At 41.7% G+C, this 15,414-nt stretch carries 16 protein-coding genes and 1 pseudogene; 8 read left to right on the top strand and 9 right to left on the bottom strand.

Features of this window, described 5'->3' with window-relative positions; translation table 11 throughout:
• Nucleotides 1–56: 56 nt before the first annotated feature.
• Nucleotides 57–293 carry a DUF2887 domain-containing protein gene (locus tag ACKTT2_RS02890; RefSeq protein WP_407883785.1) on the bottom strand — a complete coding sequence of 79 codons (237 nt, stop codon included), beginning with the start codon at nt 291–293 and terminating at the stop codon, nt 57–59.
• Between the two features lie 64 nt (nt 294–357).
• On the opposite strand from ACKTT2_RS02890, the gene ACKTT2_RS02885 reads away from it, so the two are divergent.
• The 5 genes from ACKTT2_RS02885 to ACKTT2_RS02865 all read left to right on the top strand — a co-directional run bounded on the left by ACKTT2_RS02885 (nt 358) and on the right by ACKTT2_RS02865 (nt 4,730).
• Nucleotides 358–594, top strand: coding sequence for a hypothetical protein (locus ACKTT2_RS02885; protein ID WP_407883783.1), 237 nt, complete (start codon nt 358–360; stop codon nt 592–594).
• A complete protein-coding gene (locus ACKTT2_RS02880) occupies nt 591–1,040 on the top strand; it encodes an HNH endonuclease (protein WP_407883781.1) in 450 nt (149 codons plus the stop codon). Before ACKTT2_RS02885 ends, ACKTT2_RS02880 begins: the two co-directional genes overlap by 4 nt.
• A gap of 170 nt (nt 1,041–1,210) precedes the next feature.
• The gene (locus ACKTT2_RS02875) at nt 1,211–2,605 is read left to right on the top strand and encodes a DUF8738 domain-containing protein (RefSeq protein ID WP_407883779.1); all 1,395 of its coding nucleotides are present in this window, start codon (nt 1,211–1,213) and stop codon (nt 2,603–2,605) included.
• Nucleotides 2,568–3,317, top strand: coding sequence for an S-layer homology domain-containing protein (locus tag ACKTT2_RS02870; protein WP_407883777.1), 750 nt, complete (start codon nt 2,568–2,570; stop codon nt 3,315–3,317). Before ACKTT2_RS02875 ends, ACKTT2_RS02870 begins: the two co-directional genes overlap by 38 nt.
• A 186-nt stretch (nt 3,318–3,503) precedes the next feature.
• Nucleotides 3,504–4,730, top strand: a complete 1,227-nt coding sequence (locus tag ACKTT2_RS02865) for a DUF4336 domain-containing protein (RefSeq protein WP_407883775.1) — start codon at nt 3,504–3,506, stop codon at nt 4,728–4,730.
• A gap of 20 nt (nt 4,731–4,750) precedes the next feature.
• Here ACKTT2_RS02865 and ACKTT2_RS02860 read toward each other — a convergent pair whose 3' ends face one another.
• The 3 genes from ACKTT2_RS02860 to ACKTT2_RS02850 all read right to left on the bottom strand — a co-directional run bounded on the left by ACKTT2_RS02860 (nt 4,751) and on the right by ACKTT2_RS02850 (nt 7,100).
• The gene (locus tag ACKTT2_RS02860; protein ID WP_407883773.1) at nt 4,751–5,200 is read right to left on the bottom strand and encodes a type II toxin-antitoxin system VapC family toxin; all 450 of its coding nucleotides are present in this window, start codon (nt 5,198–5,200) and stop codon (nt 4,751–4,753) included.
• A gap of 26 nt (nt 5,201–5,226) precedes the next feature.
• Entirely contained in the window at nt 5,227–5,967 is a 741-nt protein-coding gene (locus ACKTT2_RS02855; protein ID WP_407883771.1) for a glycosyltransferase family protein, read from the bottom strand.
• Between the two features lie 215 nt (nt 5,968–6,182).
• Entirely contained in the window at nt 6,183–7,100 is a 918-nt protein-coding gene (locus ACKTT2_RS02850) for a carbohydrate ABC transporter permease (protein WP_407883769.1), read from the bottom strand.
• Between the two features lie 121 nt (nt 7,101–7,221).
• Between ACKTT2_RS02850 and ACKTT2_RS02845 the strand changes: the two genes are divergently transcribed.
• The 3 genes from ACKTT2_RS02845 (at nt 7,222) to ACKTT2_RS02835 (ending at nt 9,423) form a co-directional block, all read left to right on the top strand.
• Entirely contained in the window at nt 7,222–7,944 is a 723-nt protein-coding gene (locus ACKTT2_RS02845) for a DUF3891 family protein (protein WP_407883767.1), read from the top strand.
• 138 nt (nt 7,945–8,082) lie between these two features.
• Nucleotides 8,083–8,343: an AbrB/MazE/SpoVT family DNA-binding domain-containing protein gene (locus ACKTT2_RS02840; RefSeq protein ID WP_407883765.1), complete on the top strand. Its 261-nt coding sequence runs from the start codon at nt 8,083–8,085 to the stop codon at nt 8,341–8,343.
• Between the two features lie 207 nt (nt 8,344–8,550).
• A complete protein-coding gene (locus tag ACKTT2_RS02835; protein ID WP_407883763.1) occupies nt 8,551–9,423 on the top strand; it encodes an LOTUS domain-containing protein in 873 nt (290 codons plus the stop codon).
• Between the two features lie 144 nt (nt 9,424–9,567).
• On the opposite strand, the pseudogene ACKTT2_RS02830 reads toward ACKTT2_RS02835, so the two are convergent.
• The 5 genes and pseudogenes from ACKTT2_RS02830 to ACKTT2_RS02810 all read right to left on the bottom strand — a co-directional run.
• Nucleotides 9,568–9,801, bottom strand: a pseudogene (locus ACKTT2_RS02830) (iron uptake porin); the annotation flags it as partial.
• 21 nt (nt 9,802–9,822) lie between these two features.
• Nucleotides 9,823–10,125: a hypothetical protein gene (locus ACKTT2_RS02825; protein ID WP_407883761.1), complete on the bottom strand. Its 303-nt coding sequence runs from the start codon at nt 10,123–10,125 to the stop codon at nt 9,823–9,825.
• Between the two features lie 393 nt (nt 10,126–10,518).
• A complete protein-coding gene (locus ACKTT2_RS02820) occupies nt 10,519–13,767 on the bottom strand; it encodes an efflux RND transporter permease subunit (RefSeq protein WP_407883759.1) in 3,249 nt (1,082 codons plus the stop codon).
• 69 nt (nt 13,768–13,836) lie between these two features.
• On the bottom strand, nt 13,837–14,028 hold the full coding sequence (locus tag ACKTT2_RS02815) for a hypothetical protein (RefSeq protein WP_407883757.1): 192 nt from the start codon (nt 14,026–14,028) through the stop codon (nt 13,837–13,839).
• Between the two features lie 491 nt (nt 14,029–14,519).
• Nucleotides 14,520–15,083, bottom strand: a complete 564-nt coding sequence (locus tag ACKTT2_RS02810) for a type 1 glutamine amidotransferase domain-containing protein (protein ID WP_407883755.1) — start codon at nt 15,081–15,083, stop codon at nt 14,520–14,522.
• Nucleotides 15,084–15,414: the final 331 nt, after the last annotated feature.

Here is a 15,414-nt window from a genome sequence, read left to right as displayed (position 1 = left end):
CTGATAGTGGCATTTTTTCCCTGACCCAAGTTGTCCCCTTCATGGCGATCGCCCTTTTACCCCCCTGAACGGTTACCTTTTAACTTAGTTTTTTTCAAAACACTTTGATAATAGGTAGTTTCTTCTATATCATCACTCAGGTTAAGCATAGCTGCTATTTCCTCGGGGGTAAGATTTGGGAACTTATAGACTAAAATGTTTTGAATAAATGTTAGCACTTGATCGCGAGTAGTCTCATCAATTAACTCTTCTCTTACCTGATTGATAAGTTTTTGGGCTAAAGACTTCCCAATCGTTTAAAATTAATTGGCAACATAATTAAAGTAAGCGTTGTAAATTGGTAATGAGTATAAAATTATGAACCCAGTAGTAATTAAACCTTCATCGTGGTTAACATCCGGTATTCGAGTTGAAAAAGTGAACAATCTCAATCTTTTCAAATTCACTGAAGAGTTAGGCTCACGGATGCAAGAACTGCTAGATAGAAAAAAAGCTGATTTACTGACACCAGAAGAAGCTGCTGAACTAGAGGCTATTGGAGAATTAGATACGATTTTCAGTTATATTAATGCTACAATTGTATCTCAATCATGACTATTTCTAATAAGATTCAAGAATTGGTACGGCAACGTGCTAATTTTCGATGTGAATACTGTCATTATCTGGAATTTCTCAGTACATCTCCTCTTACTATTGACCACATAATACCGAAGTCTTTGGGAGGTTCAGATGATGTAAATAATTTAGCTTTAGCTTGTCGTCTCTGTAATGAACGTCACTATAATTTCACTGTCGGTATTGACCCAAACACTCAACAAGAAGTTCCTTTATTCAATCCCCGTCAGCAACAATGGTCTGAACACTTTATCTGGACAGAAGATGGCACTAAAATTGTTGGTACTAGTGCTATAGGTCGAGCTACTTGTAATCGGCTCGACTTAAATGATGAACGTCGCATCGATCGCTTTATCCAAAAATCTCGACAGCTCTGGATACAAGGCAGTTTTCATCCTCCCCGTGAAGACCCGCAACAAGTATGACATAATTCAGACCAAGAGCCCCGACTTCTTCAAGAAGTCGGGGCTCTAATTATGAAGTTTCTTAAAATTTTAATTTCAGTGTTAATTTTTACCGTGCCACGGGGATTAATAGACGAGAGAGGCATTAGGGCGCATTTACCATTAATGCTATTTTCAATGGTGTGGGACACATGAATCAATCCTATTTAACTAACTTCGGCAAAATCGTTTTGGCAGCTGCTTATTTGGCGATCGCTTCTCCAGTATCATCAGCTATTGCAGCTTCTGTATCCAAAACTACCGAAGCACAAAGCGCTGAAACTTCTGCAAAGCAAAAATTGTTAATTGCTGATGATGACGACAAGACATCAGTTTCATCTGAATTGCCAGAAGAAGTCAAAACAGTGGTATTTAGTGATATTTCCCAACGTGCAAGTGTAGAAGCTTCTGCATTGCGCGTTGTTAAAGCAGAAAGGATTATTTGGCCTAATGGCTGTTTGGGATTAAAAGAAGAAGGAAGTTGTACCAAGGCTTTGGTACCTGGTTGGCAACTTGTTGTTGCAAGTGATAGCCAAATGTGGGTGTACCGTACCAACGAGTCTGGTGCGATCGCAAAACTTGATGAAGGGTCAACCCAAGCTATTACTGCAACAATGATGAAGGTGCGAAGCACTAACGAACAAATCATCAATCGCACAACTGCTATCCAACGCCGAGAAACCGTAGTGGTACAACGCAGAACTCAAGCAAGTGCTGTAGCGGCTTCTGCACAAAGTTCCCAATCTAGCGGTGCAATGGCTGCATCCGTACAAAGCACTCAAATTAGCGCTGCGACTGTTGCTGTTAAAAGCAAAACAGGTTTTACTCTTTCTATTCTGCAACCATCAGGAAGCTTTTCAGAAGTTATTGCTCGCATCTCTATTAAAGGTAAGCGTGGCAAAGGCTATTTCAAAGAGCGCTTTTTAGGTGATTACAAGTATAAGATTAAGCATAAAGCTAAATTTGTGAAGGGCTTGAAAGCAGGCGACAGAATAATTGTGCGCTTGTTCGATACTCAAAACCGCTTTATCGGTTACAGCGAATTTGAAGCTTTGTCTGCAAATACAGTCGTTAATCTGATTTTGTCAGCAAACCCAACACAGTATAAAGTTGTCCGTACTGTTTACGGCTTAGATGCTGACTTAGATGGCGTTGTTGATGAAGGCTCTACCACCTATGACTACTTCTCCCAAGTGAGCGGTCAAAGTGCTAGCTTCTTCACCAGTTCCCAACAAGCTAAAGTGAGCCAGTTCCAAGCTCAAGGTTATTCAACTGTTGCTAAGACTAGCGTTTATCCTGCATCCTTCTCCAAAGGTGAATTTGCAGTTGTTCGTCAGTCTCTCAATGTTTTTAGTTCTAACTTAGCAGCAGCTTTAAAAGCTAAACCCGGTCAACTGGTACAATTACAGGAAGTTAGCGCAGACGGTAGCGACTTACGATATTACCCAAATGATGATGGGCTATCGAGAAATCGGTACAGCCAGTGGCGTTCAAGTGAAGTTTTCGGATGTGTCTGTCAACCACTGGGCAAAAGATTTTATTGCTGAGTTAGCAGCGCTAGAAATTATTGAAGGTTTCCCCGATGGAACTTTCCGCCCAGATGAATATGTGACTCGCGCTCAATTTGCGGCAATGTTAAGCCAAGCTTTTGATAAAGTCACTATCCGGAGTGCAGTCAAGTTTAAAGATGTCTCAACAGCATACTGGGCTTACAATGCCATCCGCGAAGCTTATCAAATGGGCTTCTTGGGAGCTTCTGGCAATATGTTCAACCCAACTATGAACCTTTCTCGCTTGGAAACTTTGTTTGCCTTGGCAGAAGGTCTTAACTATACTGTTAGCGGATCTACAGAAGCTATTCTGACCGCTTACACTGATGCAACGACTATTAGAAGCGACGTTCGGAATGCGATCGCAGCACTCACACAACGAGGTATTATCGTTAACTACCCTAACGTTCAGTCACTCAACGCTGACAAAGTAGCAACTCGCGCTAAAGTTGTCGCTTTGATATATAAAGCATTAGTTAGCACTGGGGAAGTAGTAGATATATCCTCGCAATATGCTGTAGGGCGAGTGCAAATGCAGGTTGGACAGCAAGGAGAAGCTGAAGAACTCAATGTTGAACAAGGAAAACCCAAAAAGCAGCATTGCAACCAAGGAATTGGTAACGGTGCTGAGGGTTGCGATCCGGGAAATTCCCATCCTCATGGTGGAAGTAACGACGAAGGTGGACGGACTCCCGGTATGAAAAAATAACAGTTAGAACCCCAACTTCTTCGAGAAGTTGGGGTTCTAAACTCGGTCAATTGTAACTTCAAGCACTCATTACAAAAAAAGACACAAAATTTTTCTGATAAAAGTCGCGCCTGTCTTTGCGCCCTTGCGTCCTTGCGTGAGCTTTAATGGTAATTAATCAGCCGAACATGATATGACTCAACCAAAATGAAAGTGCAGGAAACGCAGGGACAACAGAACAATACCAAGGACTTTTCATGGCAATTTTGGCCAGCTTTGCCACTTTATCCCTTTGGCGAGCGGCGGACAATTCGCAAAGAAGTCGTTAGGGACACTATCTGGACTTTTGACCAGCTTCAGGGTATCTTCTACGTGGTTGTACCTATTCGCATGACGGTTGTAAAGTTAGAAGCAGGAGGTCTTCTCGTTTACTCTCCCGTTGCACCAACCCCAGAATGTATTCGCCTAGTGAATGAGTTGGTAGCAGAACATGGTAATGTTAAATACATCATCCTGCCAACTATTTCTGGTTTAGAACACAAAGTTTTTGTCGGTCCCTTTGCTAGATATTTCCCTGAGGCACGGGTTTTTGTAGCTCCTAAGCAATGGAGTTTCCCTCTTAATCTTCCACTCAGTTGGCTTGGCTTACCTCAAAATCGCACTCAGGTACTTCCAGAAGATAGCAGTCAAACTCCTTTTGGCAATCAATTTGATTATGCAATACTCGATCCGATTGAACTAGGACCGGGGCGATTTGCAGAAGTCGCCTTCTTTCACAAGCGATCGCACTCACTCCTCGTTACAGATTCTATCCTCTCCGTATCAGAAGAACCGCCCGCGATCGTGCAATTAGATCCATACCCCTTGCTATTCCACGCCAAAGATAAAGCATCCGATTTCATCGAAGACAATCAAGCAAACCGCCGCAAGGGATGGCAAAGGACTGCATTATTTGCCTTGTACTTCCGACCAAGTATGTTAGAAGTTATAAAATGGAGTGAAGTGTTTCGCAATGCCTTAAAAGCACCCGAACGTTCCAAGAAAGCTTATTTTGGTTTATTTCCTTTCAAATGGAAGCCTGATTGGAAACAATCATTTGATGCATTGCGAGGAGACGGGCGTCTGTTTGTAGCACCAATTTTACAAACCCTCATTCTCAATCGCGCTCCTCAAGAAACCATCGATTGGGCTAATAAGGTAGCAAGTTGGGATTTTCAATGGATTATTCCCTGCCATTTTGATGCACCAATCAAGGCAGAATCGCAGCAGTTTCGTCAAGCATTCTCCTTTTTAGAAAAGAACCCTGCTATCAGTACTGGTGTATTCAGCAGTGGCGGTTACCCCTTACCAGAAGAAGATTTTAAAACACTTAGGGAACTCGACAAAGGTCTAAGCAAGTTTGGTATTGTGCCACCAGCAAAGGAGAAGGTGTAAGGAAAAAGGGTGGTCAACTATCATTTCCAACACTCTAGTTGCAAACTTCTTACTTGATTCATCACTCTGAAATCTCTATCTTCTGACACAATTATCAAGTTGTGTTGTATTGCTGTGCAGGCTATCCATAAATCATTAATTCGTACACCTGCATCTTTGATATCAAAATTTCTGCGTTTTGCTTTTTCTACTGGTGCAAACATTTCAAATATTTCAGCATGAAACTTTCCGTAAATTTTAGATGTTTCTTCATCTATAGAATAAACTTTTAATCTCTTGATGAATGCATTAAGCAAGGTAAAGTTTTCTTCTTTTCTCTGTGATTTCTCAACCATTGTTACCAGTTCACTATAAACAATTGTGTTGATAGCGATCTCACAATCTGTTATCAGTGAGTTTAGCGTTTGAATAACCTGTGCATCTCGTTGAACAAGTACAAAACTACAGTGATTAGTATCTAGCAAATACACAAGAAATTAGCCTTAACTGAACGTTATTATTTTCTAACACGATTAACGTATTCCAAGCACTCTTCAAAATCGTCTCCAACCCAACTTGGTGCAGTTTCTAACCAATCTAATAACTCACCAACAGTGTATTTTTTATCCTTTTGGTAATTTTCTATTTGCCATAGTAAACTCCTTGTAGTGTTTTTCAGAGCAATTAGATAATTTATTGCTGCTGTTGGAAGTGCAGACTGTTCTGGCTGAAGATATCGATCTGCAAGAATTTGCAACGCTGCATTATTGACGATTTTTATTAACTCTTCGGGGAAGTAAGATATGTACGATTCTAAAATTTCTGACACCTTAACCATCCCCGTGTAAAGTTTTTCTGCTTGACTTACAATATCTTTATCATCAAATGCCTGAATCATATACGATTGAGCAGAGAGCAGCTTTTTTAAACCCTCGGTATATTTTTCTCCTGCTTCAAGCTTTTCAATCACTCTACTTGGTAGAAGATCGCTGTATTTGGTTTTGAGTTTGTTAGAAAGAATTTGATACTCAGAAAAGAAAATTTTCATCTTTTCTCCAAGATAATTTTCCGATTTTATTTGTTCTGAAATCTTTCCAAGCTTCATTAAGTCATCTAAAAGATCCTTTCTAGAGAATTGTCCATTACCGGATTCATACAAATGCTTTAATACCAACTGGGTTGAAGCCAAACCATTAAGAATGATTTCGCCATTCTCACTTGAAAGAGATCTGATTGAGTTTTCTGTGGTTGTAAGCATACTACAACGGCTCTATTACTAAAAAAAAGGCTTTATAGTTACTAATGTTATTAGACATACTATAGCAATTCTAAATCATTTGTTAAAAATTAGCTCCCCAACTTCTTTGAAAAGTCGGAAGTCTGGACACCATGAATTTTCACAAATCACGTAGGATTGCTATACATACTAGCTTAACGAATTCACTAAATCTATACACATCCGTTCACGAATAGTCACTGGTCACTGGTCACTGTTAACGTTTCTCCCGTACTGCGATCTAGCGATAACCGCAAAATAGATAGACACAAAATAATTAAAAACAGTACTAATCCAATTGTACAAGCATAGCTAATTTCCAAGTTCGTAAATGCTTGCTCGTATAAATAGTAAACAATCGTTTTTGAGCTATTACGAGGTCCACCTTGGGTCATGATATATATTTCTTCAAAGACCTTAGTAGCAGAAATTGCTGATATCACTGCAACTAAACCTAGATAAGGTTGCATTAAGGGTACAGTAATATCCCAATGCTTGCTAATACCATCTGAACCATCTATGGCTGCTGCTTCATAGATATCGCTGGGAATGGATTGTAACCCGGCTAGATAAATTACCATGTAATACCCTAACCCCTTCCAAATAGTGACAGCCATGACACTGTACAGGGCAAATTGGGGACTGGTGAGCCAAGGAATTCCTCCTGGAAAAATACCTTTAAGCAGTTGGTTCAGCAAACCCGTTTCTGCATACAACCACCTCCAAGCAATCCCAGCAACTACCATTGAAATGACAACTGGCGTGTAATAAGCCGCCCTAAACCAGTTCATTCCGCGCAATTTTTGATTGACTAAAATTGCTAGTACTAGAGGAGCAATAACCAAAATCGGTACGACACCTACAAGGTATAATAGGGTATTACCTAAAGTTTTCCAAAAAACTGGGTCTTTCCACAATCTGTTAAAGTTGTCTAAACCCACCCATTGTGGCATCTGTGTTAGATCGTATTCATATCGGGTAAAACTGAGGTAAAATGCTTGCAGTGCTGGCCAAAACACGGTTAATCCTAAAATGACCATTGCTGGTAGCAAAAATAAGTAAGGAGTTAGTCGTTGGGTAATAATAATCCAATCTTTAGATGTCAATCTATTCATAGAATGCTTTTTTTGTGGTTTTCAGTACTCAATTCCTATCTTAGATAAGATGAATTTTCGTCTTGAATCAGTGCAATATGAGAAAGTAAATCCATATTACACGAGCGTCTAAGTTTAATTCATGATTGCTAATTTATACGAAAAAGGTTGGGAAGTAATTTACCATCGCGCCCATGCTTTGCTTGCAGCTCAGATTGCTGGACACTGGCATCCTCAGAAACGTCCCATACGCTGGTTGGAAACAATCGCGGCTATTTCCCATCACGACGATTTGGAAAAGGAATGGGAAGGCAATCACCTGACAGAAGCTGGCGCACCTTTAGACTTTACTCTCGTTAAGACAATTGATTTCAACAAGTTGCAGCAACTCACGCATAATGCTCGATATCGGGGAAGGTGGGTGGCAATGATGATTTCCATGCACGTGAGCTTTCTGAACGAAGGAAAGCGTGGAGAATCACCAGAATTGGATAACTTTTTGGACGAACAACTCCAAAATCAGGAACAATGGCGGCAAGAGTTGAATATTACAAAAGACGAAGCAGCAGAAGCTTACGAGTTTTTTCAGTGGTGCGATCGCCTATCCCTTATCTTATGCAATCGGGTGTTACCTGCCGGCGAACGTGCTTTAGAAATTGCGACTCTACCAGATGGCACTCGCTATGATGTCATAGAGACAAGCGATGGAGTCACAGTCAAACCATGGCCTTTTTTAGAGGACAAGTTTACTGTGAATGTAGAAGCCACTTACCCAGAGAAATTAAAATTTGACAGTAATGAAGAACTCACACAGGCACTACAGACTTCACCTATCAAAACCTTAGAGTGGACATTTGTTCGTTAAGGGGATTGGGGGCTGGGGATTGGCAATTGGCGAAGCGGGAATTAATCCCCAGTCCCCAGTCCCTAATCCCCAATCCCCATTTCTAGTCAAATTGTGATTACAATGTAATTACTAAAAAAAAGCATCTAGAATTACGACATGAGTGCAACTGTCAGAACTCGTATTGTTAAAATTGGCAATTCCCAAGGTATTCGTATTCCCAAACCTCTGTTGGAGCAAAGTGGAATTCACACAGAGGTTGAAATTGAAGTAGAAGGCGATCGCTTAATTGTGCGTGCAGCACCACAATTGCGTGCTGGCTGGGACGAAGCCTTTGCAATGATGGCAAAGCAAAACGATGATGTTTTGTTAGATGAGGTCACTGCAACAGATTGGGAGCAAGTTGAATGGGAATGGTAATTCAACGTTTTGATGTTTTCCTAGTCAATCTCGATCCCACATTTGGTAGTGAAATTCAGAGCCGAATTAATAACTAAACTGAGGATAGTTTTTCTAGCCTTGGATTTTTCAGCAACATCACTGATGCCAATACCAGATTTACAGATTTAGAATTTTATCTCAAAGACTAATCTCTGTAATGGCTGGATTTAATTGCTGGAATTTGCTATGAAGACAGCAACTTTAATAAATTCAGAAATTCTTGACGCACACAAAGTAACGATTTTTTTATTATCCTTGAATATGGAAAAAGAATATGAAAAATTAGTGAATGAAGTCTTAATAAAAATTGGACGAAATGTGTTAATATTTCAGCAAATCGAAAAAGGTTTAAAGTTGCTTCTTCCATATATACACCCAGATGGTAGTAAAAATGGTATCGATAGCTTTAGGAGTTATAAAGAAGCAAATAAGTCAAAAACTTTAGGAAATCTAATAAATAGGTTTATTAGCTGTTGTGAATACGATCCTGATTACTTTGTTGAGAATTTAAAAAAACTTGTTGCTAATCGAAACAAACTCATTCATCAATTTGGAAAGTCGGACGGTGTAAATATATTAGCCACTAAAGAAGGATGTTTGACTTGTATTAGTGACTTGGAATCGCAACACAAAGAAGCACTGTCTTTTTATGAAGATATAAAGCTATTTGTATTGAGTGTGCTTTACTTTATTCGGGAAAATTACGCCGAATCTCATCCAAAAATTGATTTGTTATATAAGCAACTCAGGGCGGAAGTTATCTCTAAGGTTGAATATATAAATCTGTCCAATTCATCTGATACAGCATGGGAGAATACACAAATTGTAAAGTTACTGCGTTTAGCTGAAACCAACACAGACAAAATAGGTGATATGACTTTGCTAGCAAGAGCAGGGGAATTTATTAAGAGTCAAGATCCTAAGTGTACACCGAAAAAGTACGGAATTAAAACTCTAAAAGGTGTTTTGAAGGTATCTGGCTTATTTGAAATTATTGAGAATCAAGATCTCCAGCAAACCGGTATATCTATTCTATACAAAAGCAAAGTTCTGTACTAGCTATTTTTCTGTGATGTAGACAATTTTTGTTCATCATAGGAAAAATAGTGTGGCTGCAAGTACTACAGTTATCGTTAATGACTGGAGAAAGGAGCAGTAAATCAAGAATGTAGCTAAGTGAGGTCATAACGATTGCGATCGCATTCAAAAATCAAAGGTTGTGCGAATCACCCCCACATATTGAGTATCATTTTTACTATTATTCTCCGGGTTAAGAACCACCCAGAAACCAGGAGTGACTGAGATGTTGTTATTTAGACGCCAGGGATAGAATGCTTCAACATGGTAAGCGCGATCGCTCTCTTTACGAACATCGCTATGAGAAACATATGGTGGTAAACCAAAGAGGATTCCTGGTAAATTGCCTTTACCCCCAACATCATTAAATGCTGTGCTTCATTAAGGACGATCCTTTCTGCGGGTGAGAGCTTTAAAGTCTCCCCTACTCGATCGAACAGCTTTGTCCAGATCCTGTAGCAAATCTTCTTCCTCATCCCGCTCTTGCTTCAGTTCCCGAATCATTTCCTGACTAGAACCAATTAGCAAGCCAGCAACTGCACCGACAATGGCATATTTTTGCTCCAAATCTTTATAAATTTGGCTTGTGTAGGGGCAAGGAAATAAGTGAGCAGTAACTAAACCAATTCCTGCACCCACGAATGCGGTCACAATGCCAGAGAAAGCGATTAATTTGGCGTTCATATACTTTGCCTCAGTTCGCTATACCCTTACTTAGTTACTAAGGTACACCTCATTGTTAGCGTTTCATCAAGTCGCAGCTCGATCTTTACCTCTTGTAATACAGCGTTTCCTAGTTTGCTGAGGTACACATTTATCAGCGTCCATCCGCGTTCATCTGCGGTTAATTCTTTTTTCTGTACCTCACAAAAGTGGGAATTGCTATAAGCCGTTAAACGGGCATCCTTTCCCTAAATATACGCAGTATCATAAAGAGACACAACTAGTACATGAAGGCAGAAGTAAGGAGGCAGAGGGCAGAAGGCGCAAAAGCTCTTAGTGTAAGCTTTTTGTCTGTTACTAATGGTTACTTTATTTCCGCCAACTTGTACTAGTAACTTCCATCTCTTAGGATCGCTATTTGGTAGAATTATTGGACGCATTGTCATCGTCGGTTTGCGTTACCGCAGGAGAATTAGCTTGTGCGATCGCAACTGGTTGTCCATCCTCGTGTCTATTTGAGGAAGGCGGTTTGGGTCGATGAGAAGATTTGCGATTTAAGAAGCGATCTTCAAAAGACTTGATAATAACATACAGAACTGGAACAACGAGCAAACTCAAGACTGTTGCCACCAGTAGCCCCCCAAACAGCGCTGTTCCCAACGACCAGCGCGAGGCAGAACCCGCTCCTGTAGCAATGACGAGGGGGAAAAATCCGAGCAACGACGCACTTGAGGTCATGACAATTGGTCGAAACCGTTCTTCTGCAGCGGTCAAGGCTGCTTGTCGAATCGTCATGCCTTGTTCAAAAGCTTGATTCGCAAACTCGACGATCAGAATCGCGTTTTTCGAGGCGAGTCCGATCAGCATCACCAACGCCACGTGTGCGTAGACATCGTTCACCAAACCGCGCAATGCGAGCGCACTTAACGCACCTAACAAAGCTAACGGTACTGTCAACAGAATGATCGCGGGGTCAATATAACTTTCATACTGAGCCGCAAGTGTAAGAAACACCATAACGATCCCGAAGCCAAAAATCAGAATGCCCAAGTTACCTGCGGCTAATTCTTCGCGGGCGGTTCCTGTCCAATCACTGCCAACGCCCGGTGTTGCTGCTTGGGTCACTGCTTGCTGCATTGCCTGGATCGCTTGTCCGCTACTGTAGCCCGATGCTTCTCTGCCTTGCAGATTGATTGAGCGGAAGCCATTGTAATGACTGATTACAGCTGGACCTGTAATGGGTGTGAGTGTTGCTACCTCACTCAATCGAACCATTTGGTTGTTTGCCGATCGCACATAAAGCTGACGAATATCATTTGGCGAACGACGGTAGTTGCCGTCTGCCTGAACATAAACACGATAGCTCCGCTGTCCGAGTGTAAAATCGTTGACATACTGCGAACCAATGGCGGCAGAGAGTGTGTTAACAGCTTGCTGAAAATCGACATTGAGCGCTTCGAGACGATTGCGATCGAAGTCGATTTCAAACTGTGGAGTACTGGCGGTAAACTGTGTAAACACGTTGCCTCTGAGGGCTGGTGTTTGATTCGCTTGTGCTATAATCGTTTGTGCATTGGCGAAAAAATCATCAATGGTCAGTCGTCCGTTGGTGCGGTCTTCCAGCTGTAACTCAAATCCACCCAACGTACTAAAGCCTTGAATTGGTGGGGGACTCACTGCGGTGATAATGGCTTCTGGGATAGTTTGAAATGCGCCATTGATTCGGTTTAAGATTGCAGACGCACTTTGCTCGGCTTGTTTGCGCTCTTCCCACGGCTTGAGTCTGGCAAAGAACACACCTCGATTTGACCCACTACCTGCAAAGCCAAATCCCGAAGTCGCGAAAACATTCTCAATTTCTGGTTCTTTTTGCAGAATTTGTTCGAGTCTTTCAATCACTCGATTGGTATAACCGAGAGACACCCCATCCGGAGCTTGAATAATGCCTAACAGAGTCCCCTGATCTTCATTAGGAACAAATCCAGTCGGAACATGGGTGAACATGAAGTAGGTCGCGGCTAAGCCTACTACAAACAATCCAATGACAGCATAACGAACGCGAATCAGAAAATTGACGATCGCAAGATACCGTTCAATAATCCATCGCAGCACCTGATTAAATCGGTTAAAAAACCAGCCAATTGGACCGCGTGCGGGTTGTGGCGGGCGCAGCAAAATGGCAGACATACTGGGACTGAACGAAAGCGCATTAAACGTTGAGATGGCGATTGAGAATGCAATCACTAACGCGAACTGCTGATACATTTTTCCAGTCGAACCCGGAAAAAATGCCACTGGAATAAACACAGCCATCAACACAAGCGACGTTGAAACGACCGCTCCAGTGAGTTCCTCCATTGCCTCAACCGACGCTTGAAGCGGTCTACTTCCCTGTTCAATTTTGCCAGCGATTGCCTCCACGACGATAATTGCGTCATCAACGACTAATCCTGTCGCTAAGATTAATCCAAATAAAGTCAAATTGTTCAGTGAGAATCTAAACACGTAAGCAAATGCTAACGCGCCGATCAGCGAAACGGGAATAGCAACAATTGGAATAATCGTTGCTCGCCAGTTTTGCAGAAACAGATAAATCACGAGAACCACAAGCGCGATCGCTTCGACGAGCGCGATCGCCACTTCTTCAAGCGACGCTTGCACAAACCCAACGGTATCGTAAACGATCTGGGCTTTTAATCCGGGCGGAAAATCTTTCATCAAGTCATTCATTTGCGCCTGAACGTTTTTTGCCACATCTAGCGCATTACTACCTGGTAATTGATAAATTGCTATACCAATTGCAGGCTTGCCATTATTCCTCGCATTACTGGCATAAGTCTCCGAGCCGAGTTCGGCACGACCTACATCTTGGAGTTTGATTAAATCTCCATTACTCCCCACTTTGATGACGAGATTCTCAAACCCTGATGCATCTCTAAACTGACCATTGACCCGCAGTGGAATTTCATAGCTTTGACCTGGAGGTACAGGCTGTTGACCTAACGTTCCAGCTCCCGCAAGAATGTTTTGCGATCGCAGTGCCGTTGCCACATCTGCCACAGTTAATTGCCGACTCGCCAATGCATTTGGGTCGAGCCACAACCGCATTGCATACTGCTGTTCACCAAAAATTGTGATATCGCCGACTCCCGGCGTTCTCAGCAGTTGATCCCGTAAATTCAGATCGATATAATTACTGATAAAAAGCGCGTCATACTCATTATTTTCTGGATAAACCGCATACACTAACAAAATGCTTGTAGAAGACGTTTGCGCTGTCACGCCAAATTGTTGTACCGTTGTTGGTAACCGAGGCGTGGCACGGGCAATGCGGTTCTGCACGTTCACTTGGTCAATGTTTTTATCCGTCTGCGATCCGAAATACACCGAGATTTGGCTACTGCCTGCCGAACTGTTCGAGGTCATGTACTGCAATCCCTCGACGCCATTGATTTGTCGCTCAAGCGTGGTCGTTACCGCAGTTTCGACAGTTTCCACATCCGCCCCAGTATAGCTTGCTGAGACCTGAACGCGAATCGGCGCAATATCTGGCAAGTAATTGAGCGGTAACAACGGAATACACACGCCCCCCAAAATCAGAATCACTAGGGTACAAACGGTAGTTAATACCGGGCGTTTGATAAAGGTATTTGCGATCGACATTGTATAGAGTACCCTGACAGCTTTCTAGTGGCATACCGAATAGTTTCTGGCTACCATGCATGGCAAACATTAAACGTAGAGTGCAAAGGCATCAGCAATAATCGGATTCACTGCTTCAACGACTGCCTGTACTTGTTCCGGTGTTAGAGCGGTAGGAGTTGCAAGTTGCTTTGGAGCAGGAAACGATGTGATTCTGCCGTTTCCGTCTGTTTTAACACTTGTAGAATGGCTGAAAGATTGATTAGTAGTTTTAGTAACCATATGGATCTCCTTCATTGTGTTAGTTCTATGGGGATCTGTAGGAAAGGTCAATATCAAATTTTCACTTTAAAGTAACGTTTTTATAGACTTGTATTTCATTAGATAGAGGTCTTAAATATCAACAGATATATTTGTTATTAAAGAGAATAGCGATCGATTTTACAAAAAAGAATTTAGGAGTTAGGAGTCTCAGTTAACGGGAGCATCTCGTTTTGGTAAAATACCATTAGAATAGAATTCTGGAGCTATACAAATAAAGTCTACCTACGTGGACTTACTATTCAGTCTGCGTAGGCAGACTTAGCTTTTATAGCCGTGATTTCTAATCGCCTAATGTTTTCTCAAAATTTGGATATTCCTAGTTTCTAGAATGCCGCAACACCATCAAATACACTGTTAATAAAAATAAAAAAACAGTGCGATCGCATTAAATACGATCGCGCTTTGTTGATGGTAAAAAGTTTATAATCACCAAGCAAAAAGAAAGCCGATTAACGCTTTGCAGATGCCGTCGGTGTGAATTGTGCAAACAGATTCAACATTTCCCGATTGAATGCGGGAATATCATCTGGTTGACGACTCGTCACCCAGTTTCCATCGACTACAACTTCTCGATCTACCCAGTTACCACCTGCGTTACGAATGTCATCTTGAATCGTGTAATAACTCGTTAAAGTGCGTCCTTTCACCAAGTTAGCAGACACCAATTCCCAAGGTGCGTGGCAAATGATAGCGAAGGGTTTACCTGCTTGCTGCATCTGCTGTAGGAAGGATTGCACGGCAGGTCCCATTCTCAACGTATCTGCATTCAGTGCGCCACCGGGCAATAACACCGCATCATATTCGCTTGGTTGTGCTTCATCGATAAGTCCATCAACGCTCACAGTCGTTCCTTTATCTTGATGCCGAAACGCTTGGATTGGTTCAGATTTTGTTGAGAGAATTTCCACTTTTGCACCAGCTTCTTTGAGTGCTTTTACAGGTTCTGTTAGTTCAGCTTCTTCAAACCCATCGGTTGCTAACACTGCAACTCGTAAATTTGATAAGTCAGCCATGATAATCTCCAAATTTTCATTGATGAAAGAGCGAATGTGAAATTAAATGTCAAGCAACGCGATTATTCTGATTCGCTTTGATTTGTTTGTTAATTTGAGAAGACGCAATTAATGTGAGGTTAAATTGCGATTTCTGCTTGTATTGATGCGTTGAACAGGTCAATCCAAACCCTTTTAGCTTATAGTTGCCTTTTTTTTCCAACCTTCGCCCTAGGACAGATTTTGTCTTCTTGGCTATACTTTTTGATGTTATCTTGATAACAATGATTTGTAATTATGGTTCAACAGTTACTCCCGCTTCTAATTCCAGCGCTTTAATCAGGGCAGACGC

The sequence above is a fragment of the Scytonema hankhaensis NUACC26 genome, from assembly GCF_045865695.1.
Classification (GTDB): domain Bacteria; phylum Cyanobacteriota; class Cyanobacteriia; order Cyanobacteriales; family Nostocaceae; genus Scytonema.
The sequence above is the reverse complement of the archived record's forward strand: the minus strand, read 5'-3'. Positions and strand labels throughout refer to the sequence as shown.

Bases quoted from the DNA above. Each gene is read 5' to 3' on its own strand.
- ACKTT2_RS02885 (WP_407883783.1), top strand. From the start codon at position 358: ATGAACCCAGTAGTAATTAAACCTTCATCGTGGTTAACATCCGGTATT.
- ACKTT2_RS02880 (WP_407883781.1), top strand. From the start codon at position 591: ATGACTATTTCTAATAAGATTCAAGAATTGGTACGGCAACGTGCTAAT.
- ACKTT2_RS02815 (WP_407883757.1), bottom strand. From the start codon at position 14,028: ATGGTTACTAAAACTACTAATCAATCTTTCAGCCATTCTACAAGTGTT.
- ACKTT2_RS02875 (WP_407883779.1), top strand. From the start codon at position 1,211: ATGAATCAATCCTATTTAACTAACTTCGGCAAAATCGTTTTGGCAGCT.
- ACKTT2_RS02845 (WP_407883767.1), top strand. From the start codon at position 7,222: ATGATTGCTAATTTATACGAAAAAGGTTGGGAAGTAATTTACCATCGC.
- ACKTT2_RS02850 (WP_407883769.1), bottom strand. From the start codon at position 7,100: ATGAATAGATTGACATCTAAAGATTGGATTATTATTACCCAACGACTA.
- ACKTT2_RS02820 (WP_407883759.1), bottom strand. From the start codon at position 13,767: ATGTCGATCGCAAATACCTTTATCAAACGCCCGGTATTAACTACCGTT.
- ACKTT2_RS02835 (WP_407883763.1), top strand. From the start codon at position 8,551: ATGAAGACAGCAACTTTAATAAATTCAGAAATTCTTGACGCACACAAA.
- ACKTT2_RS02855 (WP_407883771.1), bottom strand. From the start codon at position 5,967: ATGCTTACAACCACAGAAAACTCAATCAGATCTCTTTCAAGTGAGAAT.
- ACKTT2_RS02825 (WP_407883761.1), bottom strand. From the start codon at position 10,125: ATGAACGCCAAATTAATCGCTTTCTCTGGCATTGTGACCGCATTCGTG.
- ACKTT2_RS02840 (WP_407883765.1), top strand. From the start codon at position 8,083: ATGAGTGCAACTGTCAGAACTCGTATTGTTAAAATTGGCAATTCCCAA.
- ACKTT2_RS02865 (WP_407883775.1), top strand. From the start codon at position 3,504: ATGAAAGTGCAGGAAACGCAGGGACAACAGAACAATACCAAGGACTTT.
- ACKTT2_RS02810 (WP_407883755.1), bottom strand. From the start codon at position 15,083: ATGGCTGACTTATCAAATTTACGAGTTGCAGTGTTAGCAACCGATGGG.